The following is a 20,223-nucleotide window of genomic DNA, read 5'->3' as shown; positions in this document are numbered from 1 at the left end:
TGGATCTATTTGTATTTCAACTATAGCCCTATCTCGAACCATCTTAACAAGCCTTTCCTCTTCCTTACTTAGCTTTGGCATATTAATTTCATAAATAGGAACAGGTTCTCCTTTTACCTTTAAAATTCTGATATTTCCGTAAACGTCTAAGACTCTCACTTCTCCTGCATAGGAGGTAGTTCTTGGTGTTGTGCCCGCTAATATCTCCTGAAGACCCAGAGCCCCTCTTTCGATTTTGGGTTTTTTCTCCTCTCTTTTAGGTTCTTCTTTTTTCAAAATTTCCTCTAATTTTGGTGGACCTCCTCCTAGTAAAGATTGGAGTGGAGATGCCTCTCTTTTCTTTTCTTCCTCCTTAACCCTGCCAGAAAGAATATCTCCTAGTGAGAGGGATTTAGATTCTACACTAACCTTTTTTGGCTTTTCTTCCTCACTCTTTTTTAGTATAGATTCCAAGCTCAAATTATCACTACTAAGTATCTCATCAATCCAGGATTTCTTTTTCTTTTTATCTTCTTCCATGTTCTTTCTCACCTCGTAAACTCCCATTGGAACTTATATTTAATATCAAAGCTTGAATTCTCACCCAATACCACAATCCAGATGGGATAGTCAACTATATCTTCGTTAGTTGTTATACTGTTTTGAATAAGATTTTGTTGTGAGCTCATTGTAGATAATAGCGTATCAGTGTACTCAAAAAGTACAGATTCTTGAGTCAAATTGAATTTAGCATTTTGAACTTGGGATTTAAGATAAGTAGGCAAGAATTTACCCATATACTCAGTGTAGTTCATGTCTGGGTTGGGAGTTATGCTATAGATTTTAGCATCAACTGGAATTAGAGGGAGTGCAACGGCAAACATTGTTTTTGGTCCTCTATTTGTAATAGTGAATTCCACTTCCCCAGAGTATGAATAGATTACTATCTCCGGATCTCTAACTTGGATAAATGATGTTAGATCTACTAAGATTGGATAATTAATAAGGTGGGGGTATACAACCTCACAAAGTGGGCCTACGCCAAGAGATGGGGGATATGTAATTCTCTTTGTTGACCATGTTATAGTGTAGTCGGGATAACACAAATCCGCATAGTCTTGAAGATACAACTCCCCCAAATCCATGGGGATATTTATTGAAAATTCCACCTTTAGGACTTCATGAGGATAAATCCAAAATCCTACCCTCTTATTAAGTATAAGATTTGCCTTTGAAAGCTGAATTAAGTCTGTTGTGTTGTGAAGAAGATATTCATCTCCCTCTCTAAACGTTTTGAAATCATATGTTGGATTTACGGCTATAAACTTTGGATATTCACCAGTATTTACGAGAGTAACGTTCATTGTAAGCTTGAGGAAAGGTTGCAAATCAATATTGTTCAAAGGCTCCTGCGCTAATACAGGAGTGTTAAGTAGCAAAAAGGAAATAAGAGCAAATATAAGTATTCCTTTCCTCATGTTATCACCTCGAGACTTTTGCTACCACAATGGAGTCTTTCCAGTTAAGAATTTCGGGTACAAATTCACTTGGAACTTCAATTATTACTAGCAATCTTGTATCTTCTGGTAATGCCAAGAACTTAAATTCTTGTTCTAGATCAAGCACTTCCCATCCATAATTGCTCAATTGAGCCCTAACAGATTCAGGAGCCTTTATCTTTCCTGCCGCTATAGCCTTGAGAATTTCCCCTAAGTTGACTGAATAGGTATAAGTTGAGGACAAACTCTCGCTTGTGGTTTGTGTTACAGAAGATTGGGTCTGGGATTGCTGAGAATTCTGATAAGTAACATCACCTGGAGAGTAACTCGTCGATGATATTTGTTGGGAGGATGTTGAAGATGTAGAAGACGCCGTTGTTGTTTGTTGCTGTGATTCACTAACCGTTATCCTACCAGCATCAGTTGAGAGTAGTGCTGTAACAACGTATCCCTCAGGTACAATTTCTCGGAAAGTCGTTCCATTCTTAGCATACACCTTCACTTCATCTCCTGGGGCAATGAATCCTCCAACTACGTTCTCCCTGCTGAGAACTAGAGCGACTTGCACTAGTTCTACTTTTTCAACGTTATATTCCAATAGCTCACTTAGACTGCCAATTCTATTGATAATAAGCTTTGCCTCTTCCTTTGTATACATCCTCTTTTCCTCACCTTTCTTTAAGATGACCTTAGAGGTTGGCATTGAGTCAATCTTGTAAATGTATACCTCTTTCCAAAGAGGTAGCAGATAATCTTCTACATTAATGCTTAGGACTTCATCTTTGGTTTTTGCACTATCTACCTTAGACAGAAGATCGTTGAGTGTACTTACTATTTTCTTCTTAATTTCATCGGGAACTTCTACTTGCAATAAAGGACCAAATGCTGCTTTTATAGACTCTTTTGTATCATTCTTAAGTTGCGCTAACTCTTTGGCCAATCTCTCCTGTTCAGCTCTAATTCTCTCTTCTTCAAGCTCTTTCTTTCTTTGTTCACAGATTTGGTTTACGTTAATTTTTTCAAGCTCTTCAATACTTTTCGCTGCCATTATCTTGTTTATGAGCTGGAATTTTACTGTATCGTTGGCCAATTCTCCCTTAAAGCAAGCATTTACCTCTGCTATTTTAGCATTTTTTGCATTTTCAAGCTCCCTAACAGCTTTGTTTTCAAAATACATATATATAGCAAAAACACCCGCAATTATTATAACTGATAACACAACAGCACCAATGATGACTCTTTTTCTTCTTTCCTTTTCTCTAAGGGTCCCAATCCTTGAAAATCTTCTTCTTGGAGGTTTAGCAGGAGTTGGGGTTGGAGTCTCTTCTTTACTCTCAGCTATTTTTCCCAGTTCTCTCAATCTTCTAATCTTAGCTTCGATGTCTTCCGCCACTGTCAACACCACCGTAGTGATCTTTAACTCTATAACATCTATTTATCTCTTCCTTTATTTAAGATTTTGCTAAATAATGATCTCACCCAAATCAATTTAAATATTTTCATCACGAAACTAAATGCATGGAGAGAGTAATAATAAGAGTAAGAGAAATTAGAGGAAAATGCCCAGTGTTTAAAATTGGAGACAAAATGGTAATAGATGGTCCAAAAGTGAACCTCAAAGAAACAGATGCAATTTGCACACACGCATTTGCCTCTCTAATTCCATACTTAGTAGCTCTAAGAAAAGGCGTAAAGCCGGAAGAGGTAGGTCTCGGAAAGAATGGAAAAGCATATGTTCAATGTCTAGACCCAGGTCCCCCCTATACTGAAGGTGGAACAGTGATATTTGAAATTGAGGTGGTCAGAAGTGAAGCAGAAGAAGGCATGGGCAATAGTAAAGGAGGTCATCAATGAGGCAGATATAGTTGTTGAGGTAGTCGATGCTAGGGATCCCATAGGAACCAGAAACAGGAAACTTGAAAGGATGGTTTTAGAGAGCGGTAAAAAGCTTCTATTGGTTATGAATAAAGCAGACTTAGTCCCTAAAGACTGGGCTGAAGAATATAAGAGGAAAAGCGAAATTCCAGTTGTGTTTATTTCAGCTAGAGAAAGGAAGGGAACTGGTATCTTTCGAAAGGAACTGAAGAAATTGGCTAAAGAGATAGACAAAGAGAAGGTGAAAGTCGCTCTAATTGGATATCCAAATGTCGGGAAGAGCACGATAATAAATGTGTTAAAAGGTAAACATGCAGTTGGAACAGCTCCAATTCCTGGGTATACGAAGGGAAAGCAACTCATAAGATTAACTAAAAGGATATGGCTACTAGACACCCCAGGTGTTGTTCCAATAGATGACTTTGATGAGTTAGTTATTAAAGGAGGATTTCCGGCAGATAAAATCAGGGATCCTGTAAAGCCTGCATTAAAGTTAATCAAGAGAATTCTTGAAACAAGAAAAGAAGCTATAACAGAGAAATTTGGAATTGAGAAGTTTGAAAACGAGGAGGAAATTCTAGAGGAGATAGGAAAAAGAAGGGGTCTTATAAAGGCGGGTGGTGAAGTAAATATTGAAGAAACCGCAAGGTGGTTTCTTCGTGAGTGGCAAACTGGAAGATTCACTTTATTTGGAAAAGAAGAAAAAAGAGAAGAGGAATATTTGCCAAGCTTTCATGATATCCTTGAATACATCAAAAAAGAGAAAATTACAGAGCCCAGGATGATACTATGGAAGTTTGGAAAAAAGCTAGAAGAGTATTTGGGAAGTGAAAAGAGGCTTGGGACAATCCAAATAGATGAATTCACTGTAGCAATAGCTACGGGATTTAAGAAGTGTCCAAACGCATTGAAGTTTATCGAAAAAGTCACTGGAAAAACAGTAATCTCAGCAGAATGCTTTGGAAAGAAATGGAAGGGAATAGTGGCAATTCTAGAATAATCATTTGTTGGAAGAAATTAAGACAAAACTTGCACTTAAAGCTGCCATAAAAAGGCCTGGGGGAAGTATCCACCACCAATACCCGCCATAGATTGCTCCCTCATTCATTGCATCAATCATGAAAGACCCCCCAATTAGTCCCTGGAATAAGGCCAAAGAATCCAAGAACGGAGACAAGAGCAACCATCTTTGGAAGAAGAATAGTGAAGTGTCTGAAAGAGAATTCTCTAATAACTGGAAATATATGCCTTCTTATAATCCACAACGAGCTAGCACCTACACTTATTGAGGCTTTGACGTATTCACTTACTTTTTCTTTCATAACTATCATTCTAACTGTTTTTGCAAACTTTCCTAAGGATAGAATGGCGATAAAAAGCATTAAAACCAACGGGTTTATTTCTACTTCGAGGCCTACTCCCTGAGTTGATGAAAGCCAGACAAGAAGGACAAGGAAAGGAAGCATTGGAAGAGCTATCAAGACCTCCAGCAAAAAAGTTAATAGTCCAGCCACTCTTCCCTCGAAATAGCCTGAGAGAAGACCTAGCAAAGCTCCTAAGACTACTGTGATGAAAGTAGTGGAGAATGCAAAATAGAGTGTGTTGTTCATTCCTTTAACAAATCCAACCCACATGTCTCTACCGTAAGAGTCTGTTCCCAGGATGCCATAGCAAGTTCCAAGGATTTCAACAAATGGCGTGGAGTTTCCCCTTATTCGAATTTCAAATACATATTCTCCTTTGAGGGTTTTTCCTTTGTAGCTAGAAAAAAGAAGCTTAGTTGGAGGAGTGAAAACATATTCTTCTCTGCTAAGATTGAAAACACTAGAAATGGTAGAGATTACCTCCATTCTCATGTCGATGTTCAGAGTTAAATTGCTACTTATTGCAGTGTCATTGTAAAGAGGAACCAATATTCCATCAGGTCTTAGAACTACAATTTCAACCTTTTCTCCCTGGGAAAGATTATAAAACCTAATGTCACTTGGTTCGTCTTTGTATGTGTGATTGTAAAGGAATTGATACATTCTAAAACCATCTCTTTCAATCTCTGAACCCTTTAGGAAAACTGTGGGTGTTCTCTCACTAAATAGGCAGTACCAAGATGGATAGGCTTTTTTGGGATTGTTTCTCCAATAATTAGTGTTTACCCAATTGGCAATTTCATCACTACTTACACTGAGATTTGACAAAACTACAAAGAGACCCAGGAGAACAAGCAATACTACTCCGATTTTCCTCTTCATTTTAGCTCACCCTCGGATCAAGTATTCCTTTAAGGAGTTCGAGCAGAAGTGATAGTATGAAAGATATGGCAGATATTAAGAGAGCAACTACAAAAAAGAGGCGATAGTCAAAACTTATCACGACCCCCACATTTGGCACAACTGTTCTAACAAAGCTCGCTTTAAAAAGCGTTCCAATTCCACCAAGGCTAAAGAGCACGTCTATGACAATATAATCTGTGAACATCTCAATAAATTTTTGAACAGTAAAAGAGCTTAGAACTATGGAGACATTTTTAAGTACGTGTTTCCAATATATTACTTTCTCGGGTAACCCTTTAGCTTTTTCTGTAAGAATATACGGCTTTCCAATTTCATTTCTAACTTCATAAGCAACAGTTATCGTGAATTCCCACACATAAATGAGGACCAATGTAACAATGGGTAAAATAATGTGCCAAAGAAAATCTAGAAAAGCCAAAAAGCCTTTTTCGGTTGGGAAACTTCTTAGACCTCCAACTGGAAAAATATTAATCTTAACTGCAAAAACAGCTAGTAGAATTGCTCCGACCCACCAAGAAGGGATTCCACTAAAAAACCGAGCCAGTCCTTCAACAGTTCCCAGGTATTGACTATTTGCCAGCTTAAATCCTAATGACAACGCTAATATAATAATTAAGGCTATGGCAAGCCCCATAACGATAAGGGTAACCTTTGTTGCATGGATAATGTCATGTTTTGGATTTTCTCGATAGTATGCAATACTTTTTCTAAGTAGGTCAATACCCATAAAAAGAAGATTATCAGCTCTAATCCCTTTTGCCTTCGCAAGTAGACGATAATAGTACTCTTCAACAGTTATGCCTTCTCTAGTGGCATTTTGCTTGAGCTCTTCATAAAAACTCGGGTTCTTTACTTGAAAAGTGAGGACAGCCTCATTAACGTACTCCCAGGTTAGCCTATTTGCTGTAATACCGGCAACTAGGATTATTGCAAGAAACACACAGGCGTAAACTGCCGCTACTTTCATGAGAGTTTTAGTGGGAAATTTCATCTCATTACCTCTACTTTGTTTCGTCATTTTGTTTAAAGTTTTTTACATATTAAAAGTATTTTTGTATTCAGCCGCTTGAAAATTTAGATTTGAGAAAATTTAAAAGATAGCCCTAAAGTACTTTGAACTATGAAGTTTTTGCTCACAACAGCCCAAGGGATTGAGGATATAGCTAAAAGAGAAGTTTCTCTACTATTAAAAAAGCTTGGAATTTCGTTTCAAATAGAAGAGAAGCCTTTGGGTATTGAAGGAAGGCTGCTACTTGAAGCTGAAAAAGCTTACTATGTGGATGAAAAGGGAAGAAAGAGAGAGTTGAGCATTTCAACTTACCTTAATGAGAATTCCCGACTTCTTCACAGAGTTATTATTGAGATCGCGAGTGAAAAATTCAATGGGATTGAAAAAGATGAGTCAGAGGAAGCCTTAAAGAGAATTAAGGATTTTGTATCATCACTTCCAGTTGAACAGTTCGTAAAGGTAAGTGAAACATTTGCTGTTAGATCATTTAGAAAAGGTGACCACAATATAACTAGCATAGATATTGCTAGAACTGTTGGTGAAGCTATTTTTGAGAGGTTATCGCGTTTTGGAACTCCTCTGGTGAATCTTGATCATCCAGCAGTAATTTTTAGGGCAGAGCTAATTAAAGACGTATTTTTCCTGGGAATTGATACAACTGGAGATAGCTCACTTCACAAAAGGCCTTGGAGAGTTTATGATCACCCAGCCCACTTAAAGGCAAGCATAGCAAATGCAATGATAGAGCTTGCTGAGCTTGATGGAGGGAGTGTTTTGGATCCAATGTGTGGAAGTGGTACAATTCTAATTGAGCTCGCTCTAAGGAGGTATTCTGGAGAAATCATTGGAATTGAGAAGTATAGGAAGCACTTAATCGGGGCGGAGATGAACGCTCTTGCCGCGGGAGTTCTGGACAAAATTAAATTCATCCAAGGGGATGCCACTCAACTTTCTCAATACGTTGACAGTGTTGATTTCGCTATAAGTAACCTTCCTTATGGGTTGAAGATAGGAAAAAAGAGCATGATTCCAGATCTCTATATGAAGTTTTTTAATGAATTGGCAAAAGTTTTGGAGAAGCGTGGCGTCTTCATAACTACTGAGAAAAAAGCAATAGAAGAGGCAATAGCCGAGAATGGCTTTGAAATTATCCATCACAGGGTGATTGGGCATGGTGGGTTAATGGTTCACTTGTATGTAGTGAAATAGAGAATATATATCTATATAGATTCTTTGTTCAGATATGTTTTATTTCGACAATGCTTATATTTTCTGAATTTTCTCTATTTCTTGGTGATGTATCGTGAAGAGGCTAGCAACAATATTTATTATTTTTGCCTTGGGGCTTTCCTTAGTGGCAAGCGGTTGTATATCCGAGGGAAATGCATCCAATGTCCCTCAAGCAACTTCTAAAACTGAGATAATAACGATTCGCACAACAGGTGCAACTTTTCCCCAATATCAGCTCCAAAAGTGGATTAGCATATATACAAAAAAGAACCCAAACGTTAAGATCGAGTATGAAGGTGGTGGAAGTGGGCATGGTCAAGAAGCATTTCTAAAGGGCCTTACAGATATAGGAAGAACAGACCCCCCAGTTAAAGAATCCACGTGGAAAAAGTTCCTTGAAACTGGTGATCAGCCCCTTCAGTTTCCTATAGTTGTCGGTGCTGTAGTCGTCGTTCACAATATTCCAAATGTTGATGAGCTAAAGCTCGATGGAGAGACCTTAGCGAAAATCTTTATGGGCCAAATAGAGTATTGGGATGATCCAGCAATAAAGTCCCTTAATCCTAATGTAAACCTTCCTCACGAAAAAATAATAGTAATTCATAGGAGTGATTCGAGTGGAACCACTGCAATTTTTACCACTTACTTGAGCTTAGTCAGTGAAGAATGGGCCACAAAAGTAGGAGCCGGAAAGACTGTGGATTGGCCAGTTGACAAAGTTGGAAGGGGAATTGGTGCAAAAGGCAACCCAGGAGTTGTTCAGGCCTTAAAGAACACCCCATATAGTATAGCATACACTGAGCTATCTTTTGCAATAGAGGAAAATCTCAAGATAGTAGCACTCAAAAACAAAGCCGGAAACTTCGTCAAACCTACCGAGGAGACAATAAAAGCTGCAGTAGCCGCAGTTAAGGCCTTTATACCCGATCCCGCTGAGGGGTATAAAGAGGATATTAGGCAACTTCTCAATGCTCCCGGAGAAAATTCATACCCGATAGTTGCTTTTACACACTTTCTCGTCTGGCAGAATAAGGGAGGAAAGCACTACAGTAAAGAGAAGGCTCAAGCGATTAAGGACTTTCTTAGATGGGTTTTAACAGAGGGACAGAAACCAGAGAATATTGCTCCAGGCTACGTAGGTCTCCCACCTGAAGTTGCCGAAATAGGTCTTAAGGCAGTTGAGATGATAGAAACAGGTTAAAGGAGGTGAAAAAATGAAGAAAATAACTATTAGTAGTTTGCTTCTACTTTTACTTATTTCTACCAATTTGAATCTCGCATACGATTCCCAAGAGAGCGGTATTAAAAATATAATAATCCTCATTGGAGACGGCATGGGAATGAGTCATGTCCAGATTACAAAGCTTGTTTATGGTCATCTAAACATGGAAGAGTTCCCAATTATTGGATTCGAACTTACTGAGTCATTAAGTGGGGAAGTTACGGACTCCGCTGCAGCAGGAACTGCAATAGCAACTGGAGTCAAAACATATAATCGAATGATTTCAGTTACTAACATAACTGGAAAAGTTACAAATCTAACTACCTTGCTTGAAATAGCCCAGGTACTTGGAAAATCAACTGGACTTGTGACTACTACTAGAATTACACACGCAACCCCTGCAGTATTTGCTTCCCACGTTCCTGACAGAGATATGGAAGAGGAAATAGCGAGACAGCTCATAGCTCACCGGGTCAACGTCCTATTAGGTGGAGGGAGAAAGAAATTTGACGAGAATACCCTAAAAATGGCAAAAGAACAGGGATATAATATAGTCTTCACGAAAGAAGAGCTCGAGAAAGCAGAGGGTGAGTTTATTCTAGGGCTTTTTGCAGATAGCCACATTCCTTACGTATTGGACAGAAAACCAGAAGATGTTGGACTTTTGGAAATGACTAAAAAAGCAATTTCAATACTAGAGAAAAATCCAAATGGGTTCTTTCTCATGATTGAAGGGGGCAGAATTGATCATGCAGCTCATGAGAATGATATAGCATCAGTTGTTGCAGAGACTAAGGAGTTTGATGACGTTGTTGGATATGTTCTTGAGTATGCAAAAAAGAGGGGAGATACACTAGTAATAGTGCTGGCTGACCATGAGACAGGGGGGCTTGGATTAGGTCTAACATATGGAGATGCAATTAATGAAGATGTCATCAGGAACATAAACGCTAGTGTGTCGAAAATTGCTAGTGAAATAAGGGCAACGAATGACATAAAGAGAGTTATCAAAAAATATACTGGATTCGAGCTAACAGAGGACGAAATTAATTACATTGAGGAAGCTATAAACTTAGCAGACGAATATGCGCTTCAAAATGCAATAGCTGATATTATAAACAAACGCGTTGGTGTAGGTTTTGTATCCCACAAACATACAGGAGCTCCTGTTTCACTTCTAGCCTACGGCCCAGGTGCAGAGAATTTTGCAGGCTTTTTACACCATGTAGATACGGCAAAGCTAATTGCCAAGCTAATGCTCTTTGGGAAGAAAGATATTCCCGTTACCATCTTGGGAATAAGTGGAGTTAAAGGAGATATAACCGGAGACTTCAAAGTGGATGAGCAAGATGCATATGTGACCTTAATGATGTTGCTTGGGGAAAGGGTAGATACTGAACTTGAAAGGAAAGTCGACATGAATAATAACGGCATAATCGAGTTGGGAGACGTGCTCCTGATTCTACAAGAGTCCTAACTTCTCATTATTTAATTTTTTTGGTGATGAATCATGAAAATAGGTGTTAATTCGTATATAGTGAGGGAAATAACTGGAAGAGGATTTTCGTTAGATGAACTTAATGTTGACTTTGTAGAGCTCGGTTTTGATGACGCTGAGATAATAAAGAATGATGGAGAAATAAATATGAAAATCCTCAAAGACTTAAGTGGCCTTGGAATAGAATTTACCATTCATGCGCCTACATCTGACGGAAAAAACTTTCCTATAGACTTTGGAGAATATTTCCCAATAGACCTGGGCACATATAGAAAAACCCCCATTATAAAAAGAATGAAAAAAATTATCAAAGTTGCAGAATATCTTGATGCAAGTGTTATTGTTGTACATGGGGGAGATATAAAGGAAAGCTACACAAAGGCATATGTAAATACTCTAAGAAACCTTAGAGAACTGAAGCCCATAACAGAGGATAGTGGAGTTAAAATAGTGGTGGAAAATCTTTTTGAAGGCAGAATTGGAGCATTACCGCACGAAGTTCTCTCATTTGCAAAAGAGGGCTTTGAAGTGTGCTTTGATATAGGTCATGCTTTTCTAACTGCGATACGCACGGGTCTTCGAGTGGATGAGTTTGAAATGCTTTTCCCCTACACAACCCACCTCCATTTGCATGATAATAATGGTTTCCGAGATGAACACAAACCAATAGGAGAAGGAATTATTGGTTTCTCCTACGTTGAAAGAGTTCTTGAACTAACAAATCCTGAAAGAGCTGTTTTAGAGATTAGAAGATACAACAAAGAGAATTCCGTTCTCTTAAATGTGGAGGTTCTTCAAGAAATAAGCAGAGACTTTTCTCAAATGAAAAGGCTAACAGAGGTGGTGGAGCCTTGAAAAAGATTGATATATTTAAAATTGCTACATATCCAGCAGTTATCATAGTTTTTTTGTTATTTGCTGGGATGCTCTTCCTGTATTTTACTAATGCTCTTCCAGCACTTCATAAATATGGTCTTGACCTATACTTAAAAAACGTCTGGAAGGCAGCAGAGGAACCAAGTAAAGAAGTATATGGAATAGCAGCGGCCATATGGGGAAGTATTTACACATCTATTATAGCAATCATAATAGCCCTTCCCCTATCGGTAGCCTATGCAATATTTATCGTTGACTATGCACCAAAGAAGCTGAAAAACTTCTTCACAATACTTTCAGATATAATGGCTGGCTTACCGACAATAATCTACGGAATATGGGGAGCATTCTTTTTAGTTCCCTTCCTAAGAGATCTAGTTATGAAGCCTCTTTATAGATATTTATCGTTTTTGCCCTTTTTCTCCTATCCCCCTGTTGGAGGTTATAGCTACTTTTCAGCTGGTGTTTTACTGGCCATAATGATCACTCCCTTTGCCTCGGCTATAATAAGAGAGGCCTATAACATGGTTCCCTTAACATACAAAGAAGCCATTTACTCTCTTGGAGCAACAAGATATGAGGCAACAAAAATCTTACTCGGATACATAAAGCCTGCCATAATTTCTGGAACCATACTTGCCTTTGGAAGAGCTATTGGCGAAACTGTCGCAGTTTCCCTTGTAATAGGCAACACCTTTAATATTACACTAGCCCTATTCGCCCCAGGCTACACTATTTCATCTCTAATAGCTAACCAGTTTGGCAATGCCTTCATATATGAATACATGACTCCTGTTCTCTTTGCAGCAGGGTTGACTCTCTTCGTAATTGGACTGGTAGTTAATGTTATTGGTCTTAAAATCCTCAAGAGGTGGGAGGAAAGTGTTAGGCTTTAATAGAAAGATGCAGGAAAAGATATTCTTCTTTAGTATTGGCATTCTAGCCACTTTAACTTTCATCCCACTATTCCACATAATAATAACTGTCTTGCTTAAGGGTCTTCCAGTTATATTAGAAAAGGGCTCAAAGTTCATCACAGGAACTCTCAGCGAAGGAGGTATTGGTCCCGCGATAGTTGGAAGTTTCGTTCTCACGTTTTTGTCTGCACTTCTAGGTGTTCCGATAGCCTTTCTTGTTGGAGTCTATGTCTACGAAAATCCAAGGAGCACTCTTGGTCGGTGGGTCAAAACTCTTCTCCAGATAATGATAGAGTTCCCAACAATTCTTGTAGGAGTTTTCGTAATGAGAGCCATAGTTGTTCCTATGGGAACTTATTCTGCATTTGCTGGAGCTTTGGCACTGGCGATAATACTTACTCCCTATGTAGCTATCTACACGCACGAAGCCTTAAGAGAAATTCCCCAAACTTACAGAGAAGCGGGCTTTTCCTTAGGGCTCACTAGAGCAAAGGTCATCTTTAGAGTTCTAGTTCCAATGGCAAAACGTGGCATCTTGACAGGTATCCTTATAGGAATGGCCAAAGCCGCTGGAGAAACTGCACCATTGCTCTTTACTGCTGGAGGATTATATGAAAGTTATCCTTCATCTATAACTGAGCCCATCGGTGCTATACCTCTCTTGATTTACCAACTCGTTCAAAGCCCAAATCCCGCAGACCACGCTACAGCTTGGGGTGCTTCTCTTGTTCTTCTTGCGATTTTTCTTGGAATATTTATCCCAATACGCCTCAGCTTAAAGGAGGTGAAACTATGAAGTTTGCAATAGAAACAATTAATCTCCACGTATATTATGGAAGAAACCATGTGCTTAGAGGGATAAATCTCCAGATACCTCAAAGGGGTATATTCGCTATAATGGGGCCAAGCGGTTGTGGAAAAAGTACGTTATTGAGAACATTTAACAGACTCATAGAGCTGAATCAAGATGCAAGGGTGGAAGGAGAAGTTAGGATATTTGGAAAGAATATATACTCGGAAGATGTTGACCCAATAGAAGTAAGGAAAAAGGTAGGAATGGTTTTTCAGTATCCAAATCCTTTTCCTCATCTGACCATATATGAGAATGTGGCTATTGGGGTTAAGCTAAATAAATTAGTTAAGTCTCAAAAAGAGCTAGATGAAAGAGTTAGATGGGCCCTTAAAAAAGCAGCTCTTTGGGAAGAGGTTAAAGATAGGCTAAATGACTATCCTGGAAACCTCTCGGGCGGCCAAAGGCAAAGATTGGTTATAGCAAGAGTTCTTGCAATGAAGCCAGATATTCTTCTAATGGATGAGCCTACAGCAAATATTGATCCAGTAGGAACAGCAAAAATAGAGGAACTTCTTCTAGAACTCAAGACAGACTACACGATAGTTCTTGTTACTCACTCACCTGCCCAAGCTGCAAGAATTGCTGATTATGTAGCGTTCCTTTATTTAGGCAAATTAATAGAGGTTGGCCCTACTAGAAAGGTATTTGAGAATCCAGAGCATGAATTAACCGAAAAGTACGTTACGGGGGCTCTTGGATGAAGAAAAAAGCTTTGGAAAAAGCTCGGAACCTCTTGAAAACAGAAGGTGACTATGTAATAAATAGCATGGAGCTTTTAAACACAGAAGCACGTGAAGAAATTGAAAACATTCTATGGGAAGTTGCCTATATCAGTGAGAATCTCAACGACATTCTAATAGAAATACTCCTTCGATATCATCCCATGGCAACCGAGCTTCGCTTTGTCAGGTCAGCCCTCAATGTAAATTACGATCTCTACAGAATGATGAGGCACTTATCACGAATTGAAGTTTTGCTTAAACTCCACAAATCTGAAGAACAGGGAAATCTTATAGAAGAGGCCATGAAACTTTTCCGTCCCTGGGTTCTCAGAGGTATTGAAGCACTAACAGAGGATAAGAAAATTCCAATAGATGAACTTCCATTTTTTGAATTTGAGTTTAATGAACTTTGGAGCTCTTACATTAGAACAAAGGATCCATATGTTGTAGGAACTTTAATACACCTAGAGAGCTTCTTTAGTTATGTGAAAAACATTCTTCGTTCCGCAGTTTATTATTTTCTCGGCTCTAGGGGGGTTGAGGAGACTCCGATGTTATACCTTGTGTGAGGTGATAACATGAGAAGACTCCTTGATATTGGTAAGGAGCAACTAAAAAAACTTCTAAGGGAAATGGGTAAAGAGGCGATAAAATCCTTAGAAAGTGCAAGAAAGAGTCTCAGGGGAGAACTTAACTCAGCAGTGGAAATCTCGAGTAAACTTCACATTCTTAGAAACGAAGTCCTTGATATAGCAACTGAGCTTCTCATAAGATATTCCCCAGTAGCGGGAGATCTTCGCTTCATTCAGAGCTCTATAGATGTTTCTTATGACCTATACAGGATTTCTCGCTATGCTATGGAAATAGAAAGGACAGTCAAAATAGTTAAAGCTGAGGAGAGCGATATTCTCAAAGAAGGGTTTGAATTAACAATTGAAGCCGTTAAAACTGCAATAAAGGCTTTTGAAAATTTGGATGAAGTTTTAGCTGGAAAACTTTTAGAAATAGACAACAGAGTTGATGAGTTGTATATTATTTCCCTTAAAAACTTGAAAGATCAAACTTCATCTCCTGTTGAAGCACTTATAATGCGCCATCTGGAAAGAATAAGTGATCATGCAAAGGAAATTGGAGCAAGAGTCGTTTATGTAAAAGAGGGGAAGAGAATATAGCTACCAATATTCCTTTCCTTTTTTGTAAATAATCCGTCTGAATCCCAGAAAAACAACAAGCTTTTTTAGAAGCTTTAACTAATTTCCAAAATAGTGAGAGAACATGATCATTGCACTTGAGATAAAAGGTCTTAAAAAGCGCTATGGTAACGTTGAGGCTCTAAAGGGAATTACTCTTGAAGTCTATGAAGGAGAGATATTTGCCCTTCTTGGCCCTAATGGGGCTGGAAAAACAACACTTATAAGAATTCTGGCAGAGGGATTGAAATATGATGAAGGTGAAATTAAGGTGTTTGGAAGGACTCTTTCAAGGGAGACAAGGCGGTTAATAGGTTATGTACCCCAGGAAAGCATAGCCTATGATCTTCTAACTGTAAAGGAAAACCTTGAGTTCTATGCTGACATATACAACGCTCCTCGTGAGAGGATAAAAGAGCTTATCGAACTTTTCTCTCTACCAGAGAAAAAGAAAGCGAAGGAGTTGAGTGGTGGATTCAAGAGACGCTTAAACTTAGCAATTGCTCTCTTATATGATCCTAAGATTCTAATCCTAGATGAGCCAACAACGGGACTAGATGTGCCTTCAAGGAGAGATTTCTGGGAAATCATTCGAGGGTTCAAAAAGGATGGAAAGACTGTTCTTCTTGCCACTCACTACATGGAGGAGGCAGAAGAGCTTGCTGACAGAGTTGCCATAATGAATGAGGGGAAAGTAATTTCCATTGGAACGCCCGAAGAGCTGAAGAGGCTTATTGGTGAGGAAAGCATAATAACGATTAAAGGTCTCCTAAAAGGTTTGGAAGAGATAAGTTATCCCTTTATTGAAAAAGATAACGAGATAAGAGTTCGAGTTAGGAATCCAAGAGAAGCTTTGCCTAAAATAGTTGAGAATCTTATTAAAGCTGGAAGTATTATAAAGGAAATTCGAGTTGAGGAGCCAACACTTGAAGATGTTTTTATAAAGCTGACTGGGAGGAGGTTAGAATGAATTTAAGAGCCATTAAGGCTATCCTCATAAAGGATTTGAAGGAAATCAGGCGTGAAAAGATGGTGGTATTTTGGATATTTGTTTTCCCCCTAATGTGGGTCACCCTTATGGGGGCTCTGTGGGGTGGCCCAGGTTCTCCCGTAACTGTTGATGTAGGTGTAGTAAACCCAGGAGGAAATATTTCTACTCTCATAACGGAAATTATGGAAAATTCAACTATTAATGGAACACAGTTGTTCAATGTTAAGCTGTTTCCCAATGCATCCTTGGGCATTGAGGCATTAAAACATGGTAGTATAAAAGCTCTTGTTCTCTTTCCAGAAGATTTTGATATCAACATAACCTCTGGATTGCAGGGAAGAGTTCTTGTTTATTTTGATAAAACTGATCCTCAGAACTATCAAATAGTAAGTTCAATAATTAGAAGCTTCTTTTCCGAGGTTGGAAGGGAATTCAGGGCTAGAAAAATAGAAATGATGATGCAGTATATCCCAACAGAATATAAGGAGTATTTACTCGCGACTGCCGAGCCCATAGTGCTTGAAGAGAAAATTATTCACGGGGAGAGCGGGAGAGGAATAAAGTTCTACGTAACGAGTTTCATAGGAATACAGTTCTTCTTTGCAACGATGCTCATGATAGGAGGCTCCGTGCTTGAAGAAATAACTAAGGGAACGCTAAGAAGGATAGCAGCCTCTCCAACGACGCCCTGGGATTTTTTAATTGGAAAGAGCCTTTCAACCTTAACAACCATAATTGTGAGTATAATAATAGGAATAGGGTATGCAAGGGTAGTTTTTGGTGCAACACTTTTCCCAAGTCTCTTTGGTTGGGCGATTATATTCACGGCTGCAGTCTTTTCAATGAGCCTTGGATTGGCCATTGTAATGCTCACCAGGAGTGAGAGGTCAACGCCAGCTGTTGTAAACCTTGTTTCCATGCCTCTTCTCTTCCTAGCTGGTATAGTAATCCCAGAAAGCATAATGCCAGAATGGGCAAGGCCCATAGCCCACTACTTCCCCCTAGGAAGGGCCCTAAAAGTGTTGAGGCTCTCGGACATCTATGGAAGACCCCCAGGAGAGCTTGTAGGGGACTTCATCTACGTTCTCATATGGAGTGTTCTAATGGCAATGGTCGCAGTGGCCAGCTATGCGTGGGCCATAAGGAGGATTGATTGACATCTTTACCCTCGATTTCCGCCTTATTGGATCGTAAGTTATTTCTAATTTTCCCTGTTTACCCTTGAGCTGGACTTCCAAGCGTTTGAACTTTCAAGGCCTTTCCAAACTTTCGAGCCAATAAGAGTTAACTCTTTAAGGATTTTTATCTTGACTTTTGAAGGTTGAAGCTCGGATAGATTTTTCGATTACTACATCCCACCCTAAAGGACGAGGCCTTCAAAAGAAAAAAGTTAAGACCTCCAATAAACTTTTTTAAATTGTATTTCATATATTTAATGGGATGGTTCATGAGGAGGGTTAGTGTTATCATCCTAACAATAGCTATTTTCCTCGCTATAGGGCTTGCTGTGGATTACATAACTTCTACCTATGGAAGTATCAACTACGAGTGGAAGACTAGTTTTAAGAACTACCACACCTATAACTTAGCAGGAAACTCTGTTTTAAACGGCTACATTATGGCAGATGGAAATATAAGTGTGTACATCCTTACAAAAGAGGACTTCAAAAAGATGAAGAATGGTGAATTTTTCAGCTATTATAAAGCCTGGGAGAAAGTGCAGAGCGTGGAATTCAACAGCATTAAAATACCTAGTGGAGAACATATTCTAGTCGTTAAAAATGAAGGACAGGGAAGAAGATGGATCTCAGCGAAGATTGTAAACAAGAAGGAGTAGCGCCCTAAGAGGTCACATTAATCCTTCTGTACTCAATGACCATCCTCAGCCCTTCCTGCTGAATTATGATTCTTTTTGGCAGCTTTCCGTTGAGTTCTACGGTGTAGGCTGGAAGTCCAGGAGTTTTAGGGGTCAAGAGAAGCTTATTGCCATTCTTTGTGACGTTGAAGGAGTTGAGATTATTTAATATCAACGCAAAGGGATCGAGGGCATTGACATCATCAAGAGTCGCGTTCAGAGTGAAAGTTCCACTAGATGTAATTACTGTCTGAATGCCGTTTTCTATTATGATTTTCTGAGCCAAGGAGCCATTAACATAATCCTCCCTAATAATTTTATCAGGCTTTGTGAAAGAGACACGGCTCTCGAACGTCTGGTTGTTGATTTTGATGGTTTCCTGGGCGGTGAAAGATGTAATTGATGACCAGTAAGATAAGACATCTATTGTTGAGTGATGGATAGATATACAGCCACCACCCGCCAGAACTACCAAAATGACAAACAACACTCTCTTTCTCATACCCCCTCCCCTCCACGGTTTCAGATATGCAAAGACATACGTCATTTGTCCTTAATTCCCTCATTCTCCTTTATCCCCCTCCAACACAAGAGTAACATGAAAGCTCCCATTATAAATGGAATAAGCGGAAACCTATAGAAGATCAAACCTGAGAGAATTACAGAGGTTACAATACATATGAGACTCATTCTGAGAACTCCCACTGTCCACAATAAGAAAACGGTGAGACTGGAGATGACATAAATAGAACTCATTGAAGTTAAGCGGCTGTAAATGAGATATGAGTTCAGGAATAATGAGGAAATGACAATTATAATCCAGTCAATCGTACGCTTAAATTTCTCTGGGAGAGACATCATAACAAGTAAGACTACTGCAACAAAAGAGCCCTCCTCAGCCGCCGCATAAAGTAACCGTTCTGGTCAGCCGTGATTTGTGTAATGTCGATACGGCTGACCTTCCACCCTCCCTTCTTCATCGGGTGGCTTTCGGGGGGAACGGTGACTCCCCACATCTTCAAGGCTTTCAAGCGAACATTCCAACTTCCAACAACATCCCTATCAGCCTCAAAACCACATTTGCATTTCAAAACCCTGTGCCCATTCGGGCTTAACTTACCCCCACATATCGGGCACAGGGTGGAAGTATAAGCGGGGTTAACGAAAATAACTTTTATACCCCTTAATTTCGCCTTGTATTCGATTATGCGCTGGAGTTTCCTAAAACTCCAGCGATGAAGACGACCATTCAATTCAGCCGAATACCTAATTGAATCCCTTATTTCTGTTAAATCCTCCAAGGCAATACCACCGTATTTCTCAGCCAATTCAACAATTTTATTGGCTAATTTGTGATAAAGGTCATCCACTCTATTCCTCTCCCTACTCCCATACTTTTCGAGAAGCTCTTCCCTCTTCTTTCCAGCCCTAAGATTCTTCTGAATCTTTCTCCGCTTTACAAAATAGCCAGTCCTTATCTCCCTCTCATGGGTAATTATTTGGATAAACTCACCCTTTGGAAGGCAGAGCGTTACATTATTCTCATTCAAATCCACGCCGATAAAGTTTTCAGGCTCTCTAATTTCAACCTCTCTGGAGAATACAACGTTAATGAAGAGACCTTTTGGAGTCTTTACTAGCCAAGCTTGGCCTACCTTCCAACCCTTAAACTTCTCGTGATATTTTGCTGGATAGAATTCTAACTCAATCCTTCCACTCGGAGTGGAGAGTTTTACTATTCTTTTTTCAAAGTCTAGCTTGAAGAGATGATCGTCGAGCATTATAACTTCCTTCTTGAAAACTGGCTTACCCTTAGCCTTACCCCTCCTCTTGCGGTAACCCCTGTAAATTTTAGTAGCCATATCTATGGCTGTATAGTGATAGTGGCTTGGTAATTCAGGATACTCCTTGCGGAGGTTTTTGTACGTTTCCTTTTTAAGCCTATAAAAGCTAGTAATGTTGTTTTCATATGCATAAGAAATTAGAAAGTTCACAATCTCCCGATAAGTCGAGAAGAGAACATCTAACCCATTAGGTATCTCCTTGAGTTTGAATTTTGCAGTAAGTTTAATTGTTTCACTCGGCATTTTCTAGCTCCTTCTTGGTTTTTCTGATCCACATTTTTATGGCCTCGCTTATTGCCGCTCCAAGAACCCCCTTTCGTGTCCCGTATTTTAGGGCAACAAGTCTTCTGAATTCTTCTTCTAAATCATCATCAA

General features: G+C 39.2%; 20 protein-coding genes and 1 pseudogene. 14 read left to right on the top strand and 7 right to left on the bottom strand.

Annotated elements, in window-relative coordinates:
• The 3 genes and pseudogenes from PWP39_RS06710 to PWP39_RS06700 all read right to left on the bottom strand — a co-directional run.
• Positions 1-519, bottom strand: a pseudogene (locus PWP39_RS06710) (ATPase, T2SS/T4P/T4SS family); the annotation flags it as partial.
• 8 nt (positions 520-527) lie between these two features.
• Positions 528-1,457 (bottom strand): hypothetical protein, encoded by a 930-nt coding sequence (locus PWP39_RS06705; RefSeq protein WP_288073258.1) that lies wholly within the window; start codon positions 1,455-1,457, stop codon positions 528-530.
• A 4-nt stretch (positions 1,458-1,461) separates the two neighbouring features.
• On the bottom strand, positions 1,462-2,871 hold the full coding sequence (locus PWP39_RS06700; RefSeq protein WP_011012133.1) for a DUF515 domain-containing protein: 1,410 nt from the start codon (positions 2,869-2,871) through the stop codon (positions 1,462-1,464).
• Positions 2,872-2,996: 125 nt separating this feature from the next.
• Between PWP39_RS06700 and PWP39_RS06695 the strand changes: the two genes are divergently transcribed.
• Both PWP39_RS06695 and PWP39_RS06690 read left to right on the top strand, forming a co-directional pair.
• Positions 2,997-3,332 carry a TIGR04076 family protein gene (locus PWP39_RS06695; protein WP_011012134.1) on the top strand — a complete coding sequence of 112 codons (336 nt, stop codon included), beginning with the start codon at positions 2,997-2,999 and terminating at the stop codon, positions 3,330-3,332.
• Positions 3,286-4,353: a GTPase gene (locus PWP39_RS06690; RefSeq protein ID WP_288073254.1), complete on the top strand. Its 1,068-nt coding sequence runs from the start codon at positions 3,286-3,288 to the stop codon at positions 4,351-4,353. The genes PWP39_RS06695 and PWP39_RS06690 overlap by 47 nt, the downstream gene beginning before the upstream one ends.
• 112 nt (positions 4,354-4,465) lie before the next feature.
• Here PWP39_RS06690 and PWP39_RS06685 read toward each other — a convergent pair whose 3' ends face one another.
• On the bottom strand, positions 4,466-5,599 hold the full coding sequence (locus PWP39_RS06685) for an ABC transporter permease subunit (protein WP_288073252.1): 1,134 nt from the start codon (positions 5,597-5,599) through the stop codon (positions 4,466-4,468).
• A 1-nt stretch (position 5,600) separates the two neighbouring features.
• Positions 5,601-6,659, bottom strand: a complete 1,059-nt coding sequence (locus PWP39_RS06680; protein WP_223208963.1) for an ABC transporter permease subunit — start codon at positions 6,657-6,659, stop codon at positions 5,601-5,603.
• 102 nt (positions 6,660-6,761) lie between these two features.
• Here PWP39_RS06680 and trm14 point away from each other — a divergent pair, with 102 nt between their 5' ends.
• The 12 genes from trm14 (at position 6,762) to PWP39_RS06620 (ending at position 17,986) form a co-directional block, all read left to right on the top strand.
• Positions 6,762-7,859: a tRNA (guanine(6)-N2)-methyltransferase gene (gene trm14 / locus PWP39_RS06675; protein WP_011012139.1), complete on the top strand. Its 1,098-nt coding sequence runs from the start codon at positions 6,762-6,764 to the stop codon at positions 7,857-7,859.
• 94 nt (positions 7,860-7,953) lie between these two features.
• Complete coding sequence (gene pstS, locus PWP39_RS06670) at positions 7,954-9,081, top strand: phosphate ABC transporter substrate-binding protein PstS (RefSeq protein WP_011012140.1); 1,128 nt, start codon at positions 7,954-7,956, stop codon at positions 9,079-9,081.
• Between the two features lie 13 nt (positions 9,082-9,094).
• A complete protein-coding gene (locus PWP39_RS06665) occupies positions 9,095-10,579 on the top strand; it encodes an alkaline phosphatase (RefSeq protein ID WP_011012141.1) in 1,485 nt (494 codons plus the stop codon).
• Between the two features lie 33 nt (positions 10,580-10,612).
• On the top strand, positions 10,613-11,455 hold the full coding sequence (locus PWP39_RS06660; RefSeq protein WP_288073250.1) for a TIM barrel protein: 843 nt from the start codon (positions 10,613-10,615) through the stop codon (positions 11,453-11,455).
• 68 nt (positions 11,456-11,523) lie between these two features.
• Positions 11,524-12,372, top strand: coding sequence for a phosphate ABC transporter permease subunit PstC (gene pstC / locus PWP39_RS06655; RefSeq protein ID WP_011012143.1), 849 nt, complete (start codon positions 11,524-11,526; stop codon positions 12,370-12,372).
• Entirely contained in the window at positions 12,359-13,189 is an 831-nt protein-coding gene (gene pstA / locus PWP39_RS06650; protein WP_014835305.1) for a phosphate ABC transporter permease PstA, read from the top strand. Before pstC ends, pstA begins: the two co-directional genes overlap by 14 nt.
• Positions 13,186-13,947, top strand: a complete 762-nt coding sequence (locus PWP39_RS06645; RefSeq protein WP_011012145.1) for a phosphate ABC transporter ATP-binding protein — start codon at positions 13,186-13,188, stop codon at positions 13,945-13,947. The genes pstA and PWP39_RS06645 overlap by 4 nt, the downstream gene beginning before the upstream one ends.
• Positions 13,944-14,537 carry a phosphate signaling complex PhoU family protein gene (locus PWP39_RS06640; protein WP_011012146.1) on the top strand — a complete coding sequence of 198 codons (594 nt, stop codon included), beginning with the start codon at positions 13,944-13,946 and terminating at the stop codon, positions 14,535-14,537. The genes PWP39_RS06645 and PWP39_RS06640 overlap by 4 nt, the downstream gene beginning before the upstream one ends.
• Positions 14,538-14,546: 9 nt before the next feature.
• Positions 14,547-15,140 carry a phosphate signaling complex PhoU family protein gene (locus PWP39_RS06635; protein ID WP_288073247.1) on the top strand — a complete coding sequence of 198 codons (594 nt, stop codon included), beginning with the start codon at positions 14,547-14,549 and terminating at the stop codon, positions 15,138-15,140.
• A 103-nt stretch (positions 15,141-15,243) separates the two neighbouring features.
• Entirely contained in the window at positions 15,244-16,128 is an 885-nt protein-coding gene (locus tag PWP39_RS06630; RefSeq protein WP_011012148.1) for an ABC transporter ATP-binding protein, read from the top strand.
• A complete protein-coding gene (locus tag PWP39_RS06625) occupies positions 16,125-17,306 on the top strand; it encodes an ABC transporter permease (RefSeq protein WP_011012149.1) in 1,182 nt (393 codons plus the stop codon). Before PWP39_RS06630 ends, PWP39_RS06625 begins: the two co-directional genes overlap by 4 nt.
• A 278-nt stretch (positions 17,307-17,584) precedes the next feature.
• Entirely contained in the window at positions 17,585-17,986 is a 402-nt protein-coding gene (locus PWP39_RS06620; protein ID WP_223208964.1) for a hypothetical protein, read from the top strand.
• Positions 17,987-17,990: 4 nt separating this feature from the next.
• Here the strand turns inward: PWP39_RS06620 and PWP39_RS06615 are convergent, their stop codons facing one another.
• Together PWP39_RS06615 and PWP39_RS06610 are read right to left on the bottom strand one after the other, a co-directional pair.
• Positions 17,991-18,506, bottom strand: a complete 516-nt coding sequence (locus PWP39_RS06615; RefSeq protein ID WP_223208965.1) for a hypothetical protein — start codon at positions 18,504-18,506, stop codon at positions 17,991-17,993.
• Between the two features lie 370 nt (positions 18,507-18,876).
• Positions 18,877-20,091: an RNA-guided endonuclease InsQ/TnpB family protein gene (locus tag PWP39_RS06610; protein ID WP_288073244.1), complete on the bottom strand. Its 1,215-nt coding sequence runs from the start codon at positions 20,089-20,091 to the stop codon at positions 18,877-18,879.
• Between the last annotated feature and the right edge of the window lie 132 nt (positions 20,092-20,223).

The organism is Pyrococcus sp., assembly GCF_030153625.1.
In the GTDB taxonomy this organism is placed as follows: Archaea; Methanobacteriota_B; Thermococci; order Thermococcales; family Thermococcaceae; genus Pyrococcus; species Pyrococcus furiosus.
Note: the sequence above shows the minus strand (reverse complement) of the source record. Positions and strands in the feature narration are given on the sequence as shown.

Excerpts from the sequence above, each read along its gene's own strand:
- PWP39_RS06645 (WP_011012145.1), top strand. The coding sequence starts at position 13,186 with ATGAAGTTTGCAATAGAAACAATTAATCTCCACGTATATTATGGAAGA.
- PWP39_RS06635 (WP_288073247.1), top strand. The coding sequence starts at position 14,547 with ATGAGAAGACTCCTTGATATTGGTAAGGAGCAACTAAAAAAACTTCTA.
- PWP39_RS06610 (WP_288073244.1), bottom strand. The coding sequence starts at position 20,091 with ATGCCGAGTGAAACAATTAAACTTACTGCAAAATTCAAACTCAAGGAG.
- PWP39_RS06615 (WP_223208965.1), bottom strand. The coding sequence starts at position 18,506 with ATGAGAAAGAGAGTGTTGTTTGTCATTTTGGTAGTTCTGGCGGGTGGT.
- PWP39_RS06630 (WP_011012148.1), top strand. The coding sequence starts at position 15,244 with ATGATCATTGCACTTGAGATAAAAGGTCTTAAAAAGCGCTATGGTAAC.
- trm14 (WP_011012139.1), top strand. The coding sequence starts at position 6,762 with ATGAAGTTTTTGCTCACAACAGCCCAAGGGATTGAGGATATAGCTAAA.
- PWP39_RS06620 (WP_223208964.1), top strand. The coding sequence starts at position 17,585 with ATGGGATGGTTCATGAGGAGGGTTAGTGTTATCATCCTAACAATAGCT.
- PWP39_RS06705 (WP_288073258.1), bottom strand. The coding sequence starts at position 1,457 with ATGAGGAAAGGAATACTTATATTTGCTCTTATTTCCTTTTTGCTACTT.
- PWP39_RS06660 (WP_288073250.1), top strand. The coding sequence starts at position 10,613 with ATGAAAATAGGTGTTAATTCGTATATAGTGAGGGAAATAACTGGAAGA.
- pstC (WP_011012143.1), top strand. The coding sequence starts at position 11,524 with ATGCTCTTCCTGTATTTTACTAATGCTCTTCCAGCACTTCATAAATAT.
- PWP39_RS06640 (WP_011012146.1), top strand. The coding sequence starts at position 13,944 with ATGAAGAAAAAAGCTTTGGAAAAAGCTCGGAACCTCTTGAAAACAGAA.
- PWP39_RS06695 (WP_011012134.1), top strand. The coding sequence starts at position 2,997 with ATGGAGAGAGTAATAATAAGAGTAAGAGAAATTAGAGGAAAATGCCCA.
- PWP39_RS06665 (WP_011012141.1), top strand. The coding sequence starts at position 9,095 with ATGAAGAAAATAACTATTAGTAGTTTGCTTCTACTTTTACTTATTTCT.
- PWP39_RS06680 (WP_223208963.1), bottom strand. The coding sequence starts at position 6,659 with ATGACGAAACAAAGTAGAGGTAATGAGATGAAATTTCCCACTAAAACT.
- PWP39_RS06625 (WP_011012149.1), top strand. The coding sequence starts at position 16,125 with ATGAATTTAAGAGCCATTAAGGCTATCCTCATAAAGGATTTGAAGGAA.
- PWP39_RS06685 (WP_288073252.1), bottom strand. The coding sequence starts at position 5,599 with ATGAAGAGGAAAATCGGAGTAGTATTGCTTGTTCTCCTGGGTCTCTTT.